15 protein-coding genes are annotated in these 17172 nt (G+C 67.2%); all 15 read right to left on the reverse strand.

Annotation, left to right across the window (positions count from 1 at the left end; genetic code table 11):
* Positions 1-72: 72 nt before the first annotated feature.
* Positions 73-1599 (reverse strand): amidophosphoribosyltransferase, encoded by a 1527-nt coding sequence (gene purF, locus QZ709_RS05525; protein ID WP_294636270.1) that lies wholly within the window; start codon positions 1597-1599, stop codon positions 73-75.
* A gap of 41 nt (positions 1600-1640) precedes the next feature.
* Positions 1641-2174, reverse strand: coding sequence for a CvpA family protein (locus QZ709_RS05530; protein WP_294636271.1), 534 nt, complete (start codon positions 2172-2174; stop codon positions 1641-1643).
* Positions 2175-2193: 19 nt separating this feature from the next.
* Positions 2194-3150 (reverse strand): SPOR domain-containing protein, encoded by a 957-nt coding sequence (locus QZ709_RS05535; protein ID WP_294636272.1) that lies wholly within the window; start codon positions 3148-3150, stop codon positions 2194-2196.
* Positions 3151-3191: 41 nt separating this feature from the next.
* Positions 3192-4586, reverse strand: a complete 1395-nt coding sequence (gene folC / locus QZ709_RS05540) for a bifunctional tetrahydrofolate synthase/dihydrofolate synthase (RefSeq protein WP_294636273.1) — start codon at positions 4584-4586, stop codon at positions 3192-3194.
* A 90-nt stretch (positions 4587-4676) separates the two neighbouring features.
* Positions 4677-5552, reverse strand: coding sequence for an acetyl-CoA carboxylase, carboxyltransferase subunit beta (accD, locus tag QZ709_RS05545; RefSeq protein WP_294636274.1), 876 nt, complete (start codon positions 5550-5552; stop codon positions 4677-4679).
* Positions 5553-5554: 2 nt separating this feature from the next.
* Complete coding sequence (gene trpA, locus QZ709_RS05550) at positions 5555-6379, reverse strand: tryptophan synthase subunit alpha (protein WP_294636275.1); 825 nt, start codon at positions 6377-6379, stop codon at positions 5555-5557.
* Positions 6379-7623 carry a tryptophan synthase subunit beta gene (gene trpB / locus QZ709_RS05555; RefSeq protein WP_294636276.1) on the reverse strand — a complete coding sequence of 415 codons (1245 nt, stop codon included), beginning with the start codon at positions 7621-7623 and terminating at the stop codon, positions 6379-6381. Before trpB ends, trpA begins: the two co-directional genes overlap by 1 nt.
* Positions 7624-7678: 55 nt before the next feature.
* Positions 7679-8359 (reverse strand): phosphoribosylanthranilate isomerase, encoded by a 681-nt coding sequence (locus tag QZ709_RS05560; protein ID WP_294636277.1) that lies wholly within the window; start codon positions 8357-8359, stop codon positions 7679-7681.
* A 116-nt stretch (positions 8360-8475) separates the two neighbouring features.
* Positions 8476-9429 carry a tRNA pseudouridine(38-40) synthase TruA gene (gene truA / locus QZ709_RS05565; RefSeq protein WP_294636278.1) on the reverse strand — a complete coding sequence of 318 codons (954 nt, stop codon included), beginning with the start codon at positions 9427-9429 and terminating at the stop codon, positions 8476-8478.
* A 9-nt stretch (positions 9430-9438) separates the two neighbouring features.
* On the reverse strand, positions 9439-12147 hold the full coding sequence (locus QZ709_RS05570; RefSeq protein WP_294636279.1) for a FimV/HubP family polar landmark protein: 2709 nt from the start codon (positions 12145-12147) through the stop codon (positions 9439-9441).
* A gap of 317 nt (positions 12148-12464) precedes the next feature.
* Positions 12465-13598, reverse strand: coding sequence for an aspartate-semialdehyde dehydrogenase (asd, locus tag QZ709_RS05575; protein WP_294636280.1), 1134 nt, complete (start codon positions 13596-13598; stop codon positions 12465-12467).
* 55 nt (positions 13599-13653) lie between these two features.
* Positions 13654-14730, reverse strand: coding sequence for a 3-isopropylmalate dehydrogenase (gene leuB, locus QZ709_RS05580; RefSeq protein WP_294636316.1), 1077 nt, complete (start codon positions 14728-14730; stop codon positions 13654-13656).
* 26 nt (positions 14731-14756) lie between these two features.
* Entirely contained in the window at positions 14757-15404 is a 648-nt protein-coding gene (gene leuD / locus QZ709_RS05585) for a 3-isopropylmalate dehydratase small subunit (RefSeq protein WP_294636281.1), read from the reverse strand.
* A 6-nt stretch (positions 15405-15410) separates the two neighbouring features.
* Complete coding sequence (locus tag QZ709_RS05590) at positions 15411-15542, reverse strand: entericidin A/B family lipoprotein (protein WP_109037095.1); 132 nt, start codon at positions 15540-15542, stop codon at positions 15411-15413.
* A 12-nt stretch (positions 15543-15554) separates the two neighbouring features.
* A complete protein-coding gene (gene leuC / locus QZ709_RS05595; RefSeq protein WP_294636282.1) occupies positions 15555-16964 on the reverse strand; it encodes a 3-isopropylmalate dehydratase large subunit in 1410 nt (469 codons plus the stop codon).
* Between the last annotated feature and the right edge of the window lie 208 nt (positions 16965-17172).

Below are 17172 nucleotides of genomic sequence, written 5' to 3' on the forward strand. Positions count from 1 at the left end.
CGGGTTTGGCCGGCCCGGTGTTACGCGGATCACGAGGGGAAACCGGGTACGGACCCGGCCCCTGACGTGCCGTCACTCAGGCTGGTTCTGCAGCGCCAGGCGAGAGTTCACCGCCTCTTCCTCGCCCTTCTGGGTGAGGCGCTGCGACTCGATGGCGGCGAAGTCGGCGGCACCGACGTCGCCCGTGATGTAGCAGCCATCGAAGCACGAGGCCTCGAAGCCCTCGATCTTCCGGTTGAGCTTGCCCACCACCTTCTTCATCGCGTCCACGTCCTGATAGATCAGGGCATCGCAGCCGATGATCTGACGGATGTCCTCCAGCGAGCGTCCATGGGCCACCAGTTCGCTCTTGGTCGGCATGTCGATGCCGTACACGTTGGGGAAGCGCACGGGCGGCGCGGCCGACGCCAGGTAGACCTTGGCTGCGCCGGCCTCGCGAGCCATCTGGACGATTTCCTTCGAGGTGGTGCCACGCACAATGGAGTCGTCCACCAGCAGCACGTTGCGGCCCTTGAACTCCAGGCCGATGGCGTTGAGCTTCTGGCGCACGGACTTCTTGCGCACGCCCTGCCCCGGCATGATGAAGGTGCGGCCCACGTAGCGGTTCTTCACGAAGCCCTCGCGGTAGGGCTTGCCCAGCTTCTGCGCCAGCTGCATGGCCGAGGGCCGGCTGGACTCGGGAATGGGGATGACCACGTCGATCTCGGACGGCGGCATCGTGTTGATGACGCGCTGGGCCAGGGTCTCGCCCATTTCGAGGCGAGCCTGGTAGACCGACACCCCGTCGATGACGGAGTCGGGACGCGCCAGGTAGACGTACTCGAACATGCAGGGATTGAGGATGGTCTTCTCAGCGCACTGCTCGGCGTGCACGACGCCATCGAGGTCGACGAAGAGCGCCTCACCGGGCTGCACGTCGCGCACGAACTTGTGGCTGGTGCCTTCCAGGGCGACCGACTCGCTGGCCACCATCACTTCGCGGCCTTCAGGCAGGTCAGCCTCGCCGTAGCACAGCGGGCGAATGCCGAACGGATCACGAAACGCCACCAGGCCGTAGCCCGCGATGAGGGCCACCACAGCGTACGAGCCCTTGATGCGCTTGTGCACGGCTTTCACGGCCGAGAACACCGCGGCCGGCGTCAGCGGCAGTTCGCGCCCCGCCAGTTCGAGTTCGTGGGCGAACACGTTGAGCAGCACCTCGGTGTCGCTGTCGGTGTTCAGGTGGCGACGGTCGATGTCGAACAGTTCCTTGCGCAGGTCGTGCGCATTGGTCAGGTTGCCGTTGTGCACGAGCACGATGCCGAACGGCGCGTTCACGTAGAAGGGCTGGGCCTCTTCCTCATTGAAGGCGTTGCCGGCCGTGGGGTAACGAACCTGACCAAGGCCGACCGTACCGGGCAACGCACGCATGTTGCGGGTGCGGAAGACGTCCTTCACCATGCCACGGGCCTTGTGCATGAAGAACTTGCGACCATGCGCATCGGGGCCGGCCGTGACGATGCCGGCGGCGTCCTGACCACGGTGCTGCAGCAGCAGCAACGCGTCATAAATCAACTGGTTGACGGGCGCCTTGGAAATCACACCAACGATGCCGCACATGGTTCACCTCTATTCCAGATCAAAAGCAAGAATTCGAACGATCAGGTCTGTTCGGGCAGGAATTTGACCACCTGATCGGGCAGGACGGGGCGCAGCCCGTCCAATAACACTGCAAGCCACGCGACGCCGCGTGACGATTGCCACGGCGCCCATTGGGCCAGCGGCGTCATGCTCACCAAAGTGGCGACCAACAAGGCCACCACAAGGCCTCGCGCCAGGCCAAACCCGGCGCCAAACAGGCGATCCGGCCCGTTGAGGGGCGACTCGCGGGTCAGCTGGGTCACCACCCACGACAGCACGGCCCACATCAGCCAGGCCAGAACGAAGGCCACCAGCATGCCGGACAGCAGATTGAGACGACCACCGGCCTCCCCTACCGGCACGTGGCCCGCCACGACCGGCCCGAACCACTGCGCGGACGCATAGGCCGCGCCCCAGCCCAGCAGGGACATGACCTCGTGTACCAGTCCGCGCCACGCCCCGACGATGACCGACAGCCCGAGGCCGATCAGCAGGGCCAGGTCGACAAAGGACCAGGTCGGGCCGGCTTCAACAATCGGGGTCACGGGATCCATGGGAAGCTGCGGGCGCGGGTCAGAGCGTCAGGATGTTGCCGCCCAGGCCCGCCTTGTGCAGGCTGCCCAGCGCTTTTTCTGCCTCGGCCTTGTCGGCATACGGGCCGATGCGCACGCGAATGCGCTTGCCATCCGGCGTGTCGACCGACTGCGTGTAGGTCTTGATGCCCAATCGCTCGACCTTCTGGCGCACTTCCTGTACCTTCGTGGCGTCGCTGAAGGCACCGATCTGAACGATGTAGCGGCCTGCGGCATCCGTCTTGTCCGCCGGCTTGCTGGCAGCCGCGCGGGCTTCGGCCTGGCGACGCTCGGCCGCCTTTTGGTCGGCGGCTTTCTGCTCTGCCGCCTTTTGCTCGGCTGCCTTCTTGTCTGCGGCCTTCTGTTCGGCCAGCTTCAACTCGGCTGCACGGGCTTTCTCTTTTTCCTTCAGCTCAGCTGCTTTCTTGTCGGCAGCGGCCTTCTGCTCGGCCAGTCGGCGGGCGCGCGCCTCTTCCGCGGCCTTCTCGGCTCCTTTGTCAGCCACGTTGGCCGGAGAGGCAGTGGCGAGCGGCGGCGTGGCCTTGCCCGGGGCGGAGTCCGCCGTTTCGGGCCGCGATCGATCCTGAGGCGAGGGCTCCTCCGCCTGTTCCACCATGTCCTCGGCAGGAGACGCTGCCTGCGGCGCCACGATGCCGGCGACCTCGACCTTGCCGGCAACGGCCCGTCCCGGCGTCGAGGGGCCTCCCTCCACGCCACGTGGCGCGCCGGCCTGCACGACCTGCACGTCGTTCGACAACGGTCGAGGTTGCGTCTCGAACAGCCAGGGGAAACCGATCACGCCAGCCCCCACCAGCACCGCCATGCCGATGAGGCGACGTCGGGCCCGCGTACGGGTGGCCTCGATGTCAGCCTGCGACGGCGGCAGGGACTCTGCGGCGGGCGCCTGGGCCGCGGGGCCCCGACGCAGGAGGCGCTGAAGGAACGTAGGCAGCGGCATGCTCGGTTGAAAAATGGGCAAAAGCGAAGTCGAACGCCGGATCAGGCGCCGCCCGTCCCCGCCTGGAGATGTGGTGCGTTCAGCTTGGGCAGTCCGTCATGCAGGACACCGCCCACGGTGTAGAACGACCCGAAGACCACGATTCTATCCGTCGGGTCCGCCGCAGCGAGGGCCGCCTTCAGGGCGGTCATCGGATCAGGGTGCTCGCTGACGGTGGCCTTCGGGGCGGTTGCCAGGGGCCGGGCCTCCACCTCGTCCGCGATGGCCTGGGCCAGCTGGGCCGCCGTCGCAGCCCGGGGAGTCGGCAGGTCGCACACATACCAGGCGTCCACCAGCGGGCGCAGCCTGGCGACCATGCCGGCGGCGTCCTTGTCGGCCATCGCCCCCCACACGGCGTGCGTGCGCGGGAAAAAGCCCATCTGATCGAGGTTGACGGCCAGCGTGGCGACCGCATGGGGGTTGTGTGCCACGTCCAGAATCAGTGTGGGTTGACCCGGGATGATCTGGAAGCGGCCGGGCAACTCCACCGTGGCCAGGCCGGTGCGCACTGCCTGCGCCGACACCGGCAGACGCGGACGCATCGCCTCGAGCGCGGCCAGCACGCCCGACGCGTTCAGCAGCTGGTTGGCACCGCGCAGCGCCGGATACGCCATGCCGTTGAAGCGCTTGCTGCGCCCGCCCCAGGACCACTGCTGGCGGTCGCCCGCGTAGTTGTGGTCGCGGCCGAAGAGCCACAGGTCTGCGCCGAGGGCCGCCGCGTGGTCCACCACGCTTTGCGGCGCCTGCGGATCGGAGACCACGGCCGGGCGCCCTGCCCGCATGATGCCGGCCTTCTCGCGGCCGATGGCCTCGCGATCGGGACCGAGCCACTCCATGTGGTCCAGGTCGATGCTGGTGATGATGGCGCAGTCGGTATCGATGATGTTGACGGCATCCAGCCGGCCCCCGAGCCCCACTTCCAGGATCACCGCGTCCAGCCCGGCCGAGGCCAACAGGCGCATGATGGCCAGTGTGGTGAACTCGAAGTAGGTCAGCGGGGTGTCGCCCCGCGCGGCCTCGATGGCCGCAAAGTGCGGCACGAGCTGCTCGGCCGTCACCAGCTCACCCTGGATGCGGCAGCGCTCCTCGAAGCGCACGAGGTGCGGCGAGCCGTACACGCCCACGCGGAAGCCCGACGACATCAGGATGCCCTCGAGCATCGCGCAGGTCGAGCCCTTGCCATTGGTCCCGGCCACCGTGAACACCACCGGGGCGTCACGCCCGCTGTCTTCCTGGCCCATCGGCGTGCCCAGTACCACGCCGGTGCGCGCCCACACCGAGCCCACGCGGTCCAGTCCCATGTCGATGCCGACCGGGTGCAGGCGTTCGCAGTGCGCGAGCCAGTCGTCCAGCGTGCGCGGGTTGGCCGAAGGGGAAGACGTGTCGGAAGCGGTCATGTCGACAGGGTCAGGAAGAAAAGCAAACGGGCTGCACCGTGGCGCAGCCCGATCGGTGAAGGCCTTTCGGCCTTCCGGACAGACAGGGGCTCAGCCTGCGACGGCGTCGGCCGGCTGGCGCGTCAGCATGGCGAGCTGGCGGGCGATGGCCTGACGCAGTTCGCGGCGGTCGAGGATCATGTCGACGGCGCCCTTCTGCAGCAGGAACTCGGCGCGCTGGAAGCCTTCCGGCAGCACTTCGCGCACGGTGTTCTCGATCACGCGGGGACCGGCAAAGCCGATCAGGGCCTTGGGTTCGGCGATCACCACGTCGCCCATGAAGGCGAAGGAGGCGGACACGCCACCCATGGTCGGATCGGTCAGCACGCTGATGTAGGGCAGCTTCGCCTTGGCCAGGCGGGTCAGCGCGGCGTTGGTCTTGGCCATCTGCATCAGGCTCAGCAGGCCTTCCTGCATGCGGGCGCCGCCCGTGGCCGTGAAGGAGATGAACGGCGTCTTCTGCTCGACGGCGGTTTCCACGCCGCGCGCGAAACGCTCCCCCACCACCGAGCCCATCGAGCCGCCCATGAAGTCGAACTCGAAGCAAGCCGTCACGACCGGGATGCTGTGGACCGAGCCACCCATCACGATCAGGGCGTCCGTCTCGCCGGTCGATTCCATCGCCTGCTTGATGCGGTCGGGGTACTTCTTGCTGTCGCGGAATTTCAGCGCGTCGACCGGCAGCACTTCCTGGCCGATCTCGTAGCGGCCTTCGGCGTCGAGGAAGGCGTCCAGGCGGGCCCGCGCACCGATGCGGTGGTGGTGGCCGCACTTCGGGCAGACGTTGACGTTCGCCTCGAGGTCGTTCTTGTAGAGCACCGTCTCGCACGACGGGCACTTGACCCACAAGCCCTCGGGCACCGAACGACGCTCGGACGGGTCGGTCGGCTGGATCTTCGGGGGCAGCAGTTTCTCAAGCCAGCTCATGCTCAGGCTCCTTTCAGGGTATCGAGGGCGGCGCGGATCTCGGCAATGAAGCCGCGCGCAGCAGAAACAACGGTGTCAGGCGATTGCGTCTCGAGCAGTTGCACGATGCGCGAGCCGATCACGACGGCATCGGAGACGGCGGCCACGGCTTTGGCGGTCTCGGCATCGCGGATGCCGAAGCCCACGCCGACCGGCACGTTCACGTGGGCCTTGATGCGCGGCACCATGGCGGCCACGGCGGCCGTGTCCAGGTGGCCAGCGCCCGTCACGCCCTTGAGCGAGACGTAGTAGACGTAACCTGCAGCCACGCGGCCGACGTCGGCCATGCGCTGCTCGCTGGACGTGGGCGCCAGCAGGAAGATGGGGGCCAGGCCTTCCGCCTTCAGGCGCGCGGCGAACTCCTCGCACTCTTCCGGCGGGTAGTCGACCACCAGCACGCCGTCGACGCCCGCGGCCTTCGCGTCGCGCACGAAGCTGCCCGCGCCATGACGGAGGTCGTGGTTCTCGATCGGGTTGGCGTAGCCCATCAGCACCACCGGCGTGGTGGCGTTGCGCTCACGGAAGGCCTTCACGTCGGCCAGCACATGGGCCAGCGAGATGCCCTTGACCAGTGCGCGCTCAGCGGCCTTCTGGATCACGGGGCCGTCGGCCATCGGGTCGGAGAACGGCACGCCCAGCTCGATCACGTCGGCACCGGCTTCAGCCATCGCGAGCATCAGCTCGACTGTCTTCTCGGGGTACGGGTCGCCGCAGGTGATGTAGGGGATCAGCGCCTTGCGGCCCTGTTCTTTCAGCGTGGCAAAGGTCTGGTCGAGGCGGGTCGTCATCACACGCCCCCCTTGACCGACAGGCCACGGCACGACGGCCGGCAATAGAACTCGGCGCCAGTCAGGTCAGCCACCGTGCCGATGTCCTTGTCACCGCGGCCGGACAGGTTGACCAGCACGTGCTGATCCGGCTTCATGGTGGCGGCCAGCTTCATGCCATAGGCCACGGCATGGCTGGACTCCAGCGCCGGGATGATGCCTTCGGTGCGGCACAGGCGGTGGAAGGCTTCGAGCGCCTCCTGGTCGGTGATGCCGACGTACTCGGCACGGCCGATGTCCTTCAGGTAGGCGTGCTCGGGGCCGACACCGGGGTAATCGAGGCCGGCCGAGACCGAGTGCGTTTCGGTGATCTGACCGTTCTCGTCCTGCAGCAGGTAGGTGCGGTTGCCGTGCAGCACGCCCGGCACGCCCTTTTGCAACGACATCGAGTGCTTGCCGCTCTCGTAGCCTTCGCCGGCCGCTTCCACGCCGATCAGGCGCACGCCTTCATGCGGGATGTAGGGGTAGAAGATGCCCATGGCGTTCGAGCCACCGCCCACGCAGGCCACGACGGCGTCCGGCTGGCGGCCGATCTGCTCGGGCATCTGCTTGAGGCACTCCTCGCCGATGACGCTCTGGAAGTCGCGCACCATGGCTGGGTATGGGTGCGGGCCCGCGACCGTGCCGATGATGTAGAAGGTGTTCTCGACGTTGGTCACCCAGTCGCGCATGGCTTCGTTCAGCGCGTCCTTCAGGGTGCGGCTGCCCGACTCGACCGGCACCACCTTGGCGCCCAGCAGGTGCATGCGGTAGACGTTGGGCGACTGGCGCTTGACGTCTTCGGCGCCCATGTACACCACGCACTCGAGGCCATAGCGGGCGCAGATGGTGGCCGTGGCCACGCCGTGCTGCCCTGCCCCGGTTTCGGCGATGACACGGGGCTTGCCCATGCGCTTGGCCAACAGGGCCTGGCCAATGGTGTTGTTGACCTTGTGCGCGCCGGTGTGATTCAGGTCTTCGCGCTTAAAGTGGATCTGCGCGCCGCCCACTTCACGGCTCAGGCGGGCTGCGTGGTAGATCGGGCTGGGGCGGCCGACGAAGTGCGCCAACTCCTTGCGGAACTCGGCGTTGAACTCAGGGTCATGGCGGTAGTGCTCGTAGACGTTCTTCAGTTCTTCGAGCGCGTAAATCAGGGTCTCGGAGACGAAGGTGCCGCCGTAGGGACCGAAGTGCCCGCGGGCATCGGGCTGGTTGTAGTTCAGCATGTGACTCTCAAGGAACTCGGACGCGGTTGCCACCGGAATGAGGTTGGCAGCCGCTTCAAACGGTTTCGGCACAAAGCCGGTCGGCCGTTCGCACGGCCTCACAGAAACGGCGCATCAGCGCGGCATCCTTGATGCCCTTGCTGGCTTCCACGCCCGAACTGACGTCCACGGCCCAGGGCCGCACGCGCCGCACGCCTTCTTCCACGTTACCGGGGTGCAGGCCACCCGACAGAATCATTGGACGCAACAGGCCCGTCGTCAACAGGGACCAGTCGAACACCTGTCCGCCGCCCCCGTAGCCTTCGACATGGGCATCCACGAGCAAGGCCTGCGCATCCGAGTAGGACGAGGCGAAGTCTAACAAATCGAAACCTGGCGCCATCCGGGCTGCCCGGATGAAGGGCTGCCCCGCTGCAAGGGCGGCGCAATCCCCCGGCGTCTCATCGCCATGGAACTGCAGCAGCGCCTGGGGCAGCGTGTGTCGCACCTGGGCCGCCAGGGCGGCGTCGGCGTTCACCAGCAGCACCACGGGCGTCACGAACGGGGGCAGACGGCGTGCCAATTCGGCTGCGCGGTCCAGCGGCACGTGGCGCGGGCTCTTGGGGTACAGCACGAACCCGATGGCGTCGGCCCCGGATTCGACCGCGGCGTCGACGTCAGCCTCGCGGGTGAGGCCACAGACCTTGATGCGGGTGCGATGAAAGGCGGGCAACGGCGACGTCAGACTGGGGGGCATCCCGACATGGCGGCAGCCTGGGCTGCGTCGCCGGTGGTGACAACCCTCGGATTGTCGCAAAAATCGGCCGCCAGGCCAATCTCCCGGCCGGCGGCATGGGGCGCGACACCGCCGATTCACGCCCCGTGGACGTCGGCCGGCAGGGGCTGAGGGAGCCACGACAGCCCCGGCACCTGGCTGGGCAGGCCCCAGGCCGCGTCGTACTGCGGCCCCAGAAAGTACAGGCCGTCGGGCGAGAACGTCGGCGCGGCCACCTTGCGGTCGCGGGCTTCGAGCACCCGCTGCACCCAAGACACCGGCTGGGTGCCGGTGCCCACCGCGATCAGGCAGCCCATGATGTTGCGGATCATGTGATGAAGAAACGCCTGCCCCTCGAAATCGAAGCGCCAGTACCGGTGCGGCACGTCGCTGTCCCGCGGGGGCACGAAGGGGGTGGCGGGCCGGCATGGCGCAATGCGAATCTCGCGCAAGCGCTTGACCGGCGTCGGCGATTGACACTGCGACGATCGGAAGGAGCTGAAGTCGTGCTCGCCGATCAGCAGGGCCGCGGCCTCGCGCATGGCCTGCAGGTCCAGGGGCCGGAACACCCATCCCACCTGCCCCGCCTCGATTGCCGGCTTGATGGGCGACTCGAGCAGGATGTAGGCATAGCGGCGCCCGATGGCGCTGTTGCGGGCGTGAAAGGTGTCAGGCACCTCGGCCGCCCACTGCACGGCGATGTCAGGCGGCAGAAAGGTGTTCGTGCCGCGCACCCAGGAGAACGGTGCGCGCGACAAAGGGGTGTCGAGGTGCACCACCTGGTTGATGCCGTGCACCCCGGTGTCGGTGCGCCCGGCACACACGGTCTTCACAGGATGCACGGCGAACTCGCGCAGCGCGTGCTCGAGCGCGTCCTGCACCGTGCCGCCGTAGGGCTGGCTCTGCCAGCCGCTGTAAGCGCCACCACGGTAAGAAACACCAAGGGCGACCCGCCGGGTCGCCCTTGTCTCGGGCCGGGAGGCGTTCGGGGCGTCGGGGTCGGCCACCAGGGTGGACCGACCCGGCGCCCGCGCCGGATCCTCATGCTGCATGGTGCGTCATCACCCCAGCGTATCAAGCATGCCCTGGGCCTTGGTCCGCAAGGCCGGGTCCTGGGTGTTGTCCAGCACCTCCTGCAGCAGCTCGCGAGCGCCGTCGATGTCACCGATCTGGCGGAACTCGTCGGCGAGCTCCAGCTTGCGGGCCATCGGATCGGTCAGCGACGAGTCGGCTGCCGGCTGATCCAGCCAGTCCTCCTCCGCCTCGGCAGGGGCATCGGGCAGCACCTCCGCCGGGTTGCTCACCGGCGCAGGCACGTCGAGATCGAGGCTGATCGACTCCATGTCGAACGCCGGCGACGGGGCCGGTGCGGCGGCCGGCGGCGGGAACTCGTCGGCAGAAAGGTCGAAGTCGAGCCCGGCATCGGCTTCATTTGCCGGTGTCGCAGGCACCTCGGGCAACGGCAGATCGTCCAACGGCGAGACGGCGGGTGCCGCGGCGGCCGAAGGCAGGTCATCGTTGAGATCCAGCGGCGGCAGGTCAGCCGGCTCGGCCGCCATCGGCGAGACCGAGTCGGTCACCTCATCCAGCGGGGCCGGCGTCGAGATGTCGAGGTCGAGGTTGACCATGTCCACATCGCCCGGCTCGGTCGGCGCACCGGCAGGTGCCACCGTGTCAAGCTGGCTCGGGGCCGGCATCACGGAGTGCGGGACGGTGCTGGCGCCCAGCATGTCGGCCGGCTCCCCTGCCGCGAGCGCAGCAGAAGGCGCGCCACCGGGCTGGTACAGCGGATTCTCGGGGTCGATACCCAACCCCATTTCCTGGGCCTTGGCCCAGTCTTCACCCTGGCCGTTCGTCAGGCCGAACAGCTGCACGGCCAGTTGCTCGAAGCCCTTGGTGTCGCGGCGCTTGGCATAGACCTCCAGCAGCTTGGTGCGGATGGCCAGGCGATCCGGTGTGCTGCGCAGGGCTTCCTTGAGGATTTCCTCGGCCTGCAGGTCGCGGCCGTAGGCCAGATAGACATCGGCCTCGGCCACAGGGTCCACGTCGCCGATGGCATCCAGCTGGCTGAGCGAGTAGCTCATGGAGGACGGGCCACCCGTGGCGTCACGGGTGTCCACACGCTGCCCACCGCTGGCACCGAAGAAGGAATCCGGCTGCAGTCGGCTCTCCAGGAAGGAAGTCTCTCCGGAATCCGAGCGACGACGCGAGCGCACGAACATCAGGCCACCAGCCAGCAAGGCGATGGCCGCACCACCCACGGCCAGCAACATCGGATTGAGACCGGCCAGCAGGCCTGGCTCTTCCGGCTCGGGTTGCGGCGGCGCCACCGGCAGAGAGGCGGGCAGCGACGGAGCGGGCACCGAGGGTGCCGAAGCGGCCTCGGATGCGACGTCGGCGACGGCCGTGGCCGAAGCGGCCTCGGAAGCCGGCAAGCCGGGCGCATCGGCCACCGGGGGCGATGCGGGCGCCTCGACGGGCGCAGGGAGGGTATCCTCCAGAGGCTTGGACGGTGCGGGCGGAACTGGCGCCGGAGCCGGGGCGGCCACCGGTGCGGAAGCCGCCTTGTCCTTCAGCTTGCGCAGCTCGTCCAGGTTCTTGGACAGCTCGGCCACACGGGCCGTGCTTTCTTCCTTGGCCCGGGACTTGGCCAGGCGATCTTCCACCGCCGCGCCGCCCGGTGCAACACCACCCTTGCTCAGGGTGAGCTTGTCGGGCGCGGGCGTCGCCGCCTGCTTCTGGTCCTTGACCTCGGCTTCGACCTTGCCCTTGGCCTGGCGCTGGGCCTGTTCGGGCACGGAATCGGCCGCCATGCCGGCGAGGCGCTGGCGATAGGCCGCAAAGTCGGCGCTTTCGGCGATGACGATCTTGCGCGCCTCCTGCGGGCTGACTTCGCGTGCCTTCTCAGCCGAAGGAACGTCCAGCACCACCCCCGCCTTGAGGCGGTTCATGTTGCCCATGAACGCCTTCGGATTGGCGCGATACAGACCGACCAGCATCTGGTCCAGGGAGACCCCCGGCTGCTGCATGCGCGCCGCGATGGCGGACAACGAATCCCCACTGCGGACGCGAACGGAATCCACCGCCGAGGCATCGGGCGAGGATGCCGGTGCGGGTGCCGGTACGGCAGCCACGTCGGGCGCGGGCGCGGCGGGGCGTGCCTCCTTCACCGGCTTGCGTGCCGGCGTCGGCCGGGATGCCGGCTCGGACGGGGCCGTGGCGGCGACCTGCGGACGGGATGGCGCCCGGTCACGCGGGGCAGCAGCCTCCGTGCTCGGCGGCGGGGTGACGGGAGACGGCGCCTGCATCACCGGCGGCGTCATGGGCGCAGCGGCACGGTTGGAGGGCGGATCGAACAGCAGTGTGTATTCGCGTACCAGGCGACCGGTCGACCAGGACAGGTCCAGGATCACATCGACGAACGGTTCCTGCACGGAGCGGTCGCTGCTGATGCGCAGATACGGCCGCCCATCGGCGCGGCGCTGCAAGGTGATCGACGTGGCCGACAGCACCGGGTTGTAGTCCACCCCGGCTGCGCGGTAGGTTTCCGGCGAAGCCACCTTCACCTGAAGGGAGGCGCCTTCCTCGGTCGTCAGGCTGCTGAGGTCGATCTCTGCACGGAGGGTTTCGCCCAGCGCGGACTGCACGCTCAGCCTGCCCAGCCCCAGCGCCCAGGACGCCGCCGGCAGGCTGGCCAGCACGGAAAAGGCTGCGGCGAGCGCAACCCGGTTCAGAGCGAATCGCCCCGCGGACAACGGTTGATCTTTCAAGGCGTCTCCCAAGTCGTCGTGTCGGTGAGTGTGTCAGCCCTGACACGGCCGGATCCGGCAAGACCCAGGAGGCGCGACCTCACCTGCAGACGGTACGCAGCAGAAAACACAATAACAGCCGGTAGATACAGTGACAAGCTCATGCATTTACTGACATAAGCCCGCCACCGGACATGGTGCACGGGCCGGCACCCGTGGCGGGGCATGATTGTCGCCTTGCGGCTACAACGCACGCCCTCGATTTTGTGACCAGACGTTGCAGGCGCTGCCAAGATCAGCAGCCATCTGGTGGCGCTTTTTCAGCGCATGGAAACCGCTCAGGCGTCCAGCAGGATGCGCAGCATGCGGCGCAGCGGCTCGGCGGCCCCCCACAGCAACTGGTCACCGATGGTGAAGGCGCCGACGTACTCCGGGCCCATGGCGAGCTTGCGGATGCGGCCCACCGGGATGGTCAGCGTGCCGGTCGTGGCCACCGGGGTCAGGTCCTTGATGGTGGCCTCACGGGTGTTCGGCACGACCTTCACCCACTCGTTGTCGGCGGCGATCATGGCCTCGATGTCGGCCAGGGGCACGTCCTTCTTGAGCTTGAAGGTCAGGGCCTGCGAGTGGCAGCGCATGGCGCCGATGCGCACGCAGAAACCGTCGACCGGGATCGCGGCCGAGCCGAAGCCCTCGCCCAGACCCAGGATCTTGTTGGTCTCGGCCATGCCCTTCCACTCTTCCTTGGACTGGCCATTGCCCAGGTCCTTGTCGATCCAGGGGATGAGCGAGCCACCCAGCGGCACGCCGAAGTTGGCCGTTTCGGCTTCGGTCAGCGAACGCTGCTTGGCGATGATCTTGCGGTCGATTTCCAGGATGGCGCTCTTGGGATCGTCCAGCAGGGCCTTCACTTCGGCGTTCAGCGTGCCGAACTGGGTGAGCAGCTCGCGCATGTGCTGGGCACCGCCGCCCGAAGCCGCCTGATAGGTCTGGGTCGACATCCACTCGACCAGACCGGCCTTGTACAGCGCACCCACGCCCATCAGCATGCAGCTGACGGTGCAGTTGCCGCCGATCCAGTCCTTGCCGCCGTTGGCCAGCGCATTCTTGATCACGGGCATGTTGACCGGATCCAGCACGATGACGGCGTTGTCCTTCATGCGCAGCGACGAGGCCGCATCGATCCAGTGGCCGTTCCAGCCGGCGGCGCGCAGCTTGGGATACACCTCGTTGGTGTAGTCACCGCCCTGGGCCGTCAGGATGATGTCGCAGCGCTTGAGTTCGTTGATGTCGTAGCCGTCCTTCAACGTCTTCTCGTTCTTGGCCATGGCCGGGGCAGCGCCGCCGGCGTTGGAGGTCGAGAAGAACAGCGGTTCGAAGTGGGCGAAGTCGCCTTCGGCCTGCATGCGGTCCATCAGCACCGAGCCGACCATGCCGCGCCAGCCGACCAGACCAACCAGAGTCGTAGCCATGATGAATTTCCTTCAGTGATTCAGTGTTGTGTAGCGAGCGGTTCAGCCCGGTCGGTCATTGCGCCTTCAGGGCGGCCACGACGGCCTCACCCATCTCGACGGTGCCGACCTTCTGCGTGCCTTCCGAGAAGATGTCCGGCGTGCGCAGGCCCTGCTCCAGCACGGCCTGCACGGCCCGCTCGATGCGGGCGGCCGCCTCTTCCTGGTTCAGGCTGAAGCGCAGCATCATCGCGGCCGACAGGATGGTGGCCAGCGGGTTGGCGACGCCCTTGCCGGCGATGTCCGGGGCAGAGCCGTGGCTGGGCTCGTACAGCCCCTGGCCCTTGGCGTTCAGCGAGGCCGAGGGCAGCATGCCGATCGAACCCGTCAGCATCGAGGCTTCGTCCGACAGGATGTCGCCGAACATGTTGCCGGTCACGACCACGTCGAAGCGCTTGGGCGCCTTGACCAGCTGCATGGCGGCGTTGTCCACATACATGTGGTCCAGCTCGATGTCGGGGTACTGGGCGTGCACCTCGGTGACCACGTCCTTCCAGAACTGGAAGGTCTCCAACACGTTGGCCTTGTCGACGCTGGTGACACGCTTGTTGCGCTTGCGGGCGGCCTGGAAGGCCACATGGGCGATGCGCTCGATCTCGGGCTTGCTGTAGCGCATCGTGTCGAAGGCTTCCGGCGCGCCCTTGAACTCGCCGTCCGGGGCCTCACGACGGCCGCGGGGCTGACCGAAGTAGATGTCACCGGTCAGCTCGCGGATGATCAGGATGTCCAGGCCGGCCACCAGTTCGGGCTTGAGGCTCGAGGCGTGGGTCAGCTGCGGGTAGCAGATGGCCGGACGGAAGTTGGCGAACAGGCCCATGTTCTTGCGCAGGCCCAGGATGGCCTGTTCAGGGCGCAGATGGCGCTCGAGCTTGTCGTACTTCCAGTCGCCCACCGAACCGAACAGCACGGCGTCCGACTCCATGGCCAGCTTCAGGGTGTGCTCGGGCAGCGGGTGGCCGTGCGCATCGAAGGCGGCGCCGCCGACCTTGGCTTCGTCCAGCTGGAAAGGCAGGTCCAGCACCTTCAGCACCTTGACCGCCTCGTTGACGATCTCGGGACCGATGCCGTCACCCGGCAGCACAGCAATCTTCATGACCATGGTGTTTCTTCTCGGAAATCTCAGACGATGCGGTTGTTCAGCCAGGGCTTCTGCGCCAGGCGCTCGGCTTCATAGGCCTTGATCTTGTCGGCGTGGCGCAGGGTCAGGCCGATGTCATCGAAGCCATTGAGCAGGCAGTACTTGCGGAAAGGCTGGATGTCGAAAGGCAGTTCGGCGCCATCAGGCTTGACGACGACCTGACGCTCGAGGTCGATGGTCAGCTCGTAGCCGGGGCAGGCGAACACTTCGTTGAACAGCTGATCGACCTGCGACTCGCTGAGCTGGATCGGCAGCAGGCCGTTCTTGAAGCTGTTGTTGAAGAAGATGTCGGCAAAGCTCGGCGCGATGATGCTGCGGAAGCCGTACTGCTCGAGCGCCCACGGTGCGTGCTCACGGCTGGAGCCACAACCGAAGTTCTTGCGCGCGATCAGGATCGACGCGCCCTGGTAACGCGCCTGGTTGAGCACGAAATCGGGGTTCGGCTTGCGGGTGGCCGGGTCCTGGCCGGGCTCACCGGCATCGAGGTAGCGCCATTCGTCGAACAGGTTGGGGCCGAAGCCCGTGCGCTTGATCGACTTCAGGTACTGCTTGGGGATGATGGCGTCGGTGTCGACGTTTTCCCGGTCCATCGGGGCGACCAGGCCCTTGTGAATGCGGAATGCTTGCATGGTGGTTTACTTTTTCGCCGCGTTGGAGATGGCCTCACCGGCCTTCTCGAGGTCCTGACCGAAGCCGTGCACCGTGTTGCAGGCGCTCATGGCCCACAAGGTCATCAGCATGAGGATCAGGGCTGCCAGACGTTGCATGGTGGTACTGCCTCAGGCCAGACGACGGACGTCGACAAAGTGCCCTTCCATGGCCGCCGCGGCCGCCATGGCCGGGCTCACCAGATGGGTGCGACCGCCCGCGCCCTGACGACCTTCGAAGTTGCGGTTGCTGGTGGAGGCGCAGCGCTCACCGGGCTCCAGGCGGTCTGCGTTCATCGCCAGGCACATGGAGCAACCCGGCTCACGCCATTCGAACCCGGCAGCCTTGAAGATCTGGTCGAGGCCTTCGCGCTCGGCCTGCTCCTTCACGAGGCCCGAGCCCGGCACCACCAGCGCCAGCTTGATGTTCGAGGCCACGCGGCCCCCGATGCGCTTGACCACGGCCGCGGCTTCGCGCATGTCCTCGATGCGGCTGTTGGTGCACGAACCGATGAAGACCTTGTCGACGCGGATGTCGTTGATGGCCTTGTTCGGCTCGAGCGCCATGTACTGCAGCGCGCGCTCCATCGCCGAGCGCTTGACGGGGTCCTTTTCCTTGTCAGGATCGGGCACGCGGTCTTCGATGGACAGCACCATCTCTGGCGAGGTGCCCCAGGTGACCTGCGGCTTGATCTCGTCGGCGTTCAGCTCGACCACGGCGTCGAACACGGCATCCGGATCGGAGTGCAGCGTGCGCCAGTAGGCCACGGCCTGCTCCCACTCGACGCCAGTGGGCGTGAAGGGGCGACCCTTGACATAGTTGATCGTGGTGTCATCGACCGCCACCAGGCCGGCGCGGGCACCGGCTTCGATGGCCATGTTGCAGACCGTCATGCGGCCTTCCATGCTGAGCGCGCGGATGGCGCTGCCGGCGAACTCGATGGTGTATCCCGTGCCGCCGGCCGTGCCGATCTTGCCGATGATGGCCAGCACGATGTCCTTGCCCGAACAGCCCTTGGGCAGCGTGCCCTCGACCTTCACGAGCATGTTCTTGGCCTTCTTGGCCAGCAGCGTCTGGGTGGCCATGACGTGCTCGACTTCCGACGTGCCGATGCCATGCGCCAGCGCGCCGAACGCGCCGTGGGTGGAGGTGTGGCTGTCGCCGCACACCACGGTCATGCCGGGCAGCGTCGCGCCCTGCTCAGGCCCGATCACGTGCACGATGCCCTGGCGCTTGTCACCCATCTTGAACTGCGTGATGCCGAAGCGGTCGCAGTTCTTGTCCAGCGTGTCGACCTGCAGCTTGGAAACTGGATCCTTGATGCCTTCGCGACGGTCGGTCGTGGGCACGTTGTGGTCGCTCACGGCCAGGTTGGCCGACAGACGCCACAGCTTGCGGCCGGCGATGTCCAGGCCCTCGAACGCCTGGGGGCTGGTCACTTCGTGCACCAGCTGGCGGTCGATGTACAGGACGGCGGTGCCGTCTTCCTCGGTGTGGACGACGTGCTCGTCCCAGATCTTGTCGTAGAGGGTGCGTCCCATGGTGCTGCTGCGCGCGCGTACGCGTCCGGAAGGCCGCAAGGCCGGTGTGGGGAAAAGATGACGATTTTAGGGCAGATGGACACGCCCGGGACGCCCGCAAGGTCACCCAAGCCGATGACAGGCCGCGATCGCCCCCACTGACGGTCGCTCGCCCGCCCGAGAGGACGACCTTGCGGCGTACCGACCACAGACGCGCCACAATCAGACC

It is taken from the genome of uncultured Aquabacterium sp., assembly GCF_913773725.1.
In the GTDB taxonomy this organism is placed as follows: Bacteria; Pseudomonadota; Gammaproteobacteria; order Burkholderiales; family Burkholderiaceae_C; genus Aquabacterium.

What these genes read in the sequence shown, in the direction of transcription:
- leuC (WP_294636282.1), bottom strand. Translation starts at nt 16,964, where the DNA reads ATGGGACGCACCCTCTACGACAAGATCTGGGACGAGCACGTCGTCCAC.
- leuB (WP_294636316.1), bottom strand. Translation starts at nt 14,730, where the DNA reads ATGAAGATTGCTGTGCTGCCGGGTGACGGCATCGGTCCCGAGATCGTC.
- purF (WP_294636270.1), bottom strand. Translation starts at nt 1,599, where the DNA reads ATGTGCGGCATCGTTGGTGTGATTTCCAAGGCGCCCGTCAACCAGTTG.
- truA (WP_294636278.1), bottom strand. Translation starts at nt 9,429, where the DNA reads ATGCAGCATGAGGATCCGGCGCGGGCGCCGGGTCGGTCCACCCTGGTG.
- leuD (WP_294636281.1), bottom strand. Translation starts at nt 15,404, where the DNA reads ATGCAAGCATTCCGCATTCACAAGGGCCTGGTCGCCCCGATGGACCGG.
- accD (WP_294636274.1), bottom strand. Translation starts at nt 5,552, where the DNA reads ATGAGCTGGCTTGAGAAACTGCTGCCCCCGAAGATCCAGCCGACCGAC.
- asd (WP_294636280.1), bottom strand. Translation starts at nt 13,598, where the DNA reads ATGGCTACGACTCTGGTTGGTCTGGTCGGCTGGCGCGGCATGGTCGGC.
- folC (WP_294636273.1), bottom strand. Translation starts at nt 4,586, where the DNA reads ATGACCGCTTCCGACACGTCTTCCCCTTCGGCCAACCCGCGCACGCTG.
- trpA (WP_294636275.1), bottom strand. Translation starts at nt 6,379, where the DNA reads ATGACGACCCGCCTCGACCAGACCTTTGCCACGCTGAAAGAACAGGGC.
- trpB (WP_294636276.1), bottom strand. Translation starts at nt 7,623, where the DNA reads ATGCTGAACTACAACCAGCCCGATGCCCGCGGGCACTTCGGTCCCTAC.
- QZ709_RS05530 (WP_294636271.1), bottom strand. Translation starts at nt 2,174, where the DNA reads ATGGATCCCGTGACCCCGATTGTTGAAGCCGGCCCGACCTGGTCCTTT.
- QZ709_RS05590 (WP_109037095.1), bottom strand. Translation starts at nt 15,542, where the DNA reads ATGCAACGTCTGGCAGCCCTGATCCTCATGCTGATGACCTTGTGGGCC.
- QZ709_RS05535 (WP_294636272.1), bottom strand. Translation starts at nt 3,150, where the DNA reads ATGCCGCTGCCTACGTTCCTTCAGCGCCTCCTGCGTCGGGGCCCCGCG.
- QZ709_RS05560 (WP_294636277.1), bottom strand. Translation starts at nt 8,359, where the DNA reads ATGCCCCCCAGTCTGACGTCGCCGTTGCCCGCCTTTCATCGCACCCGC.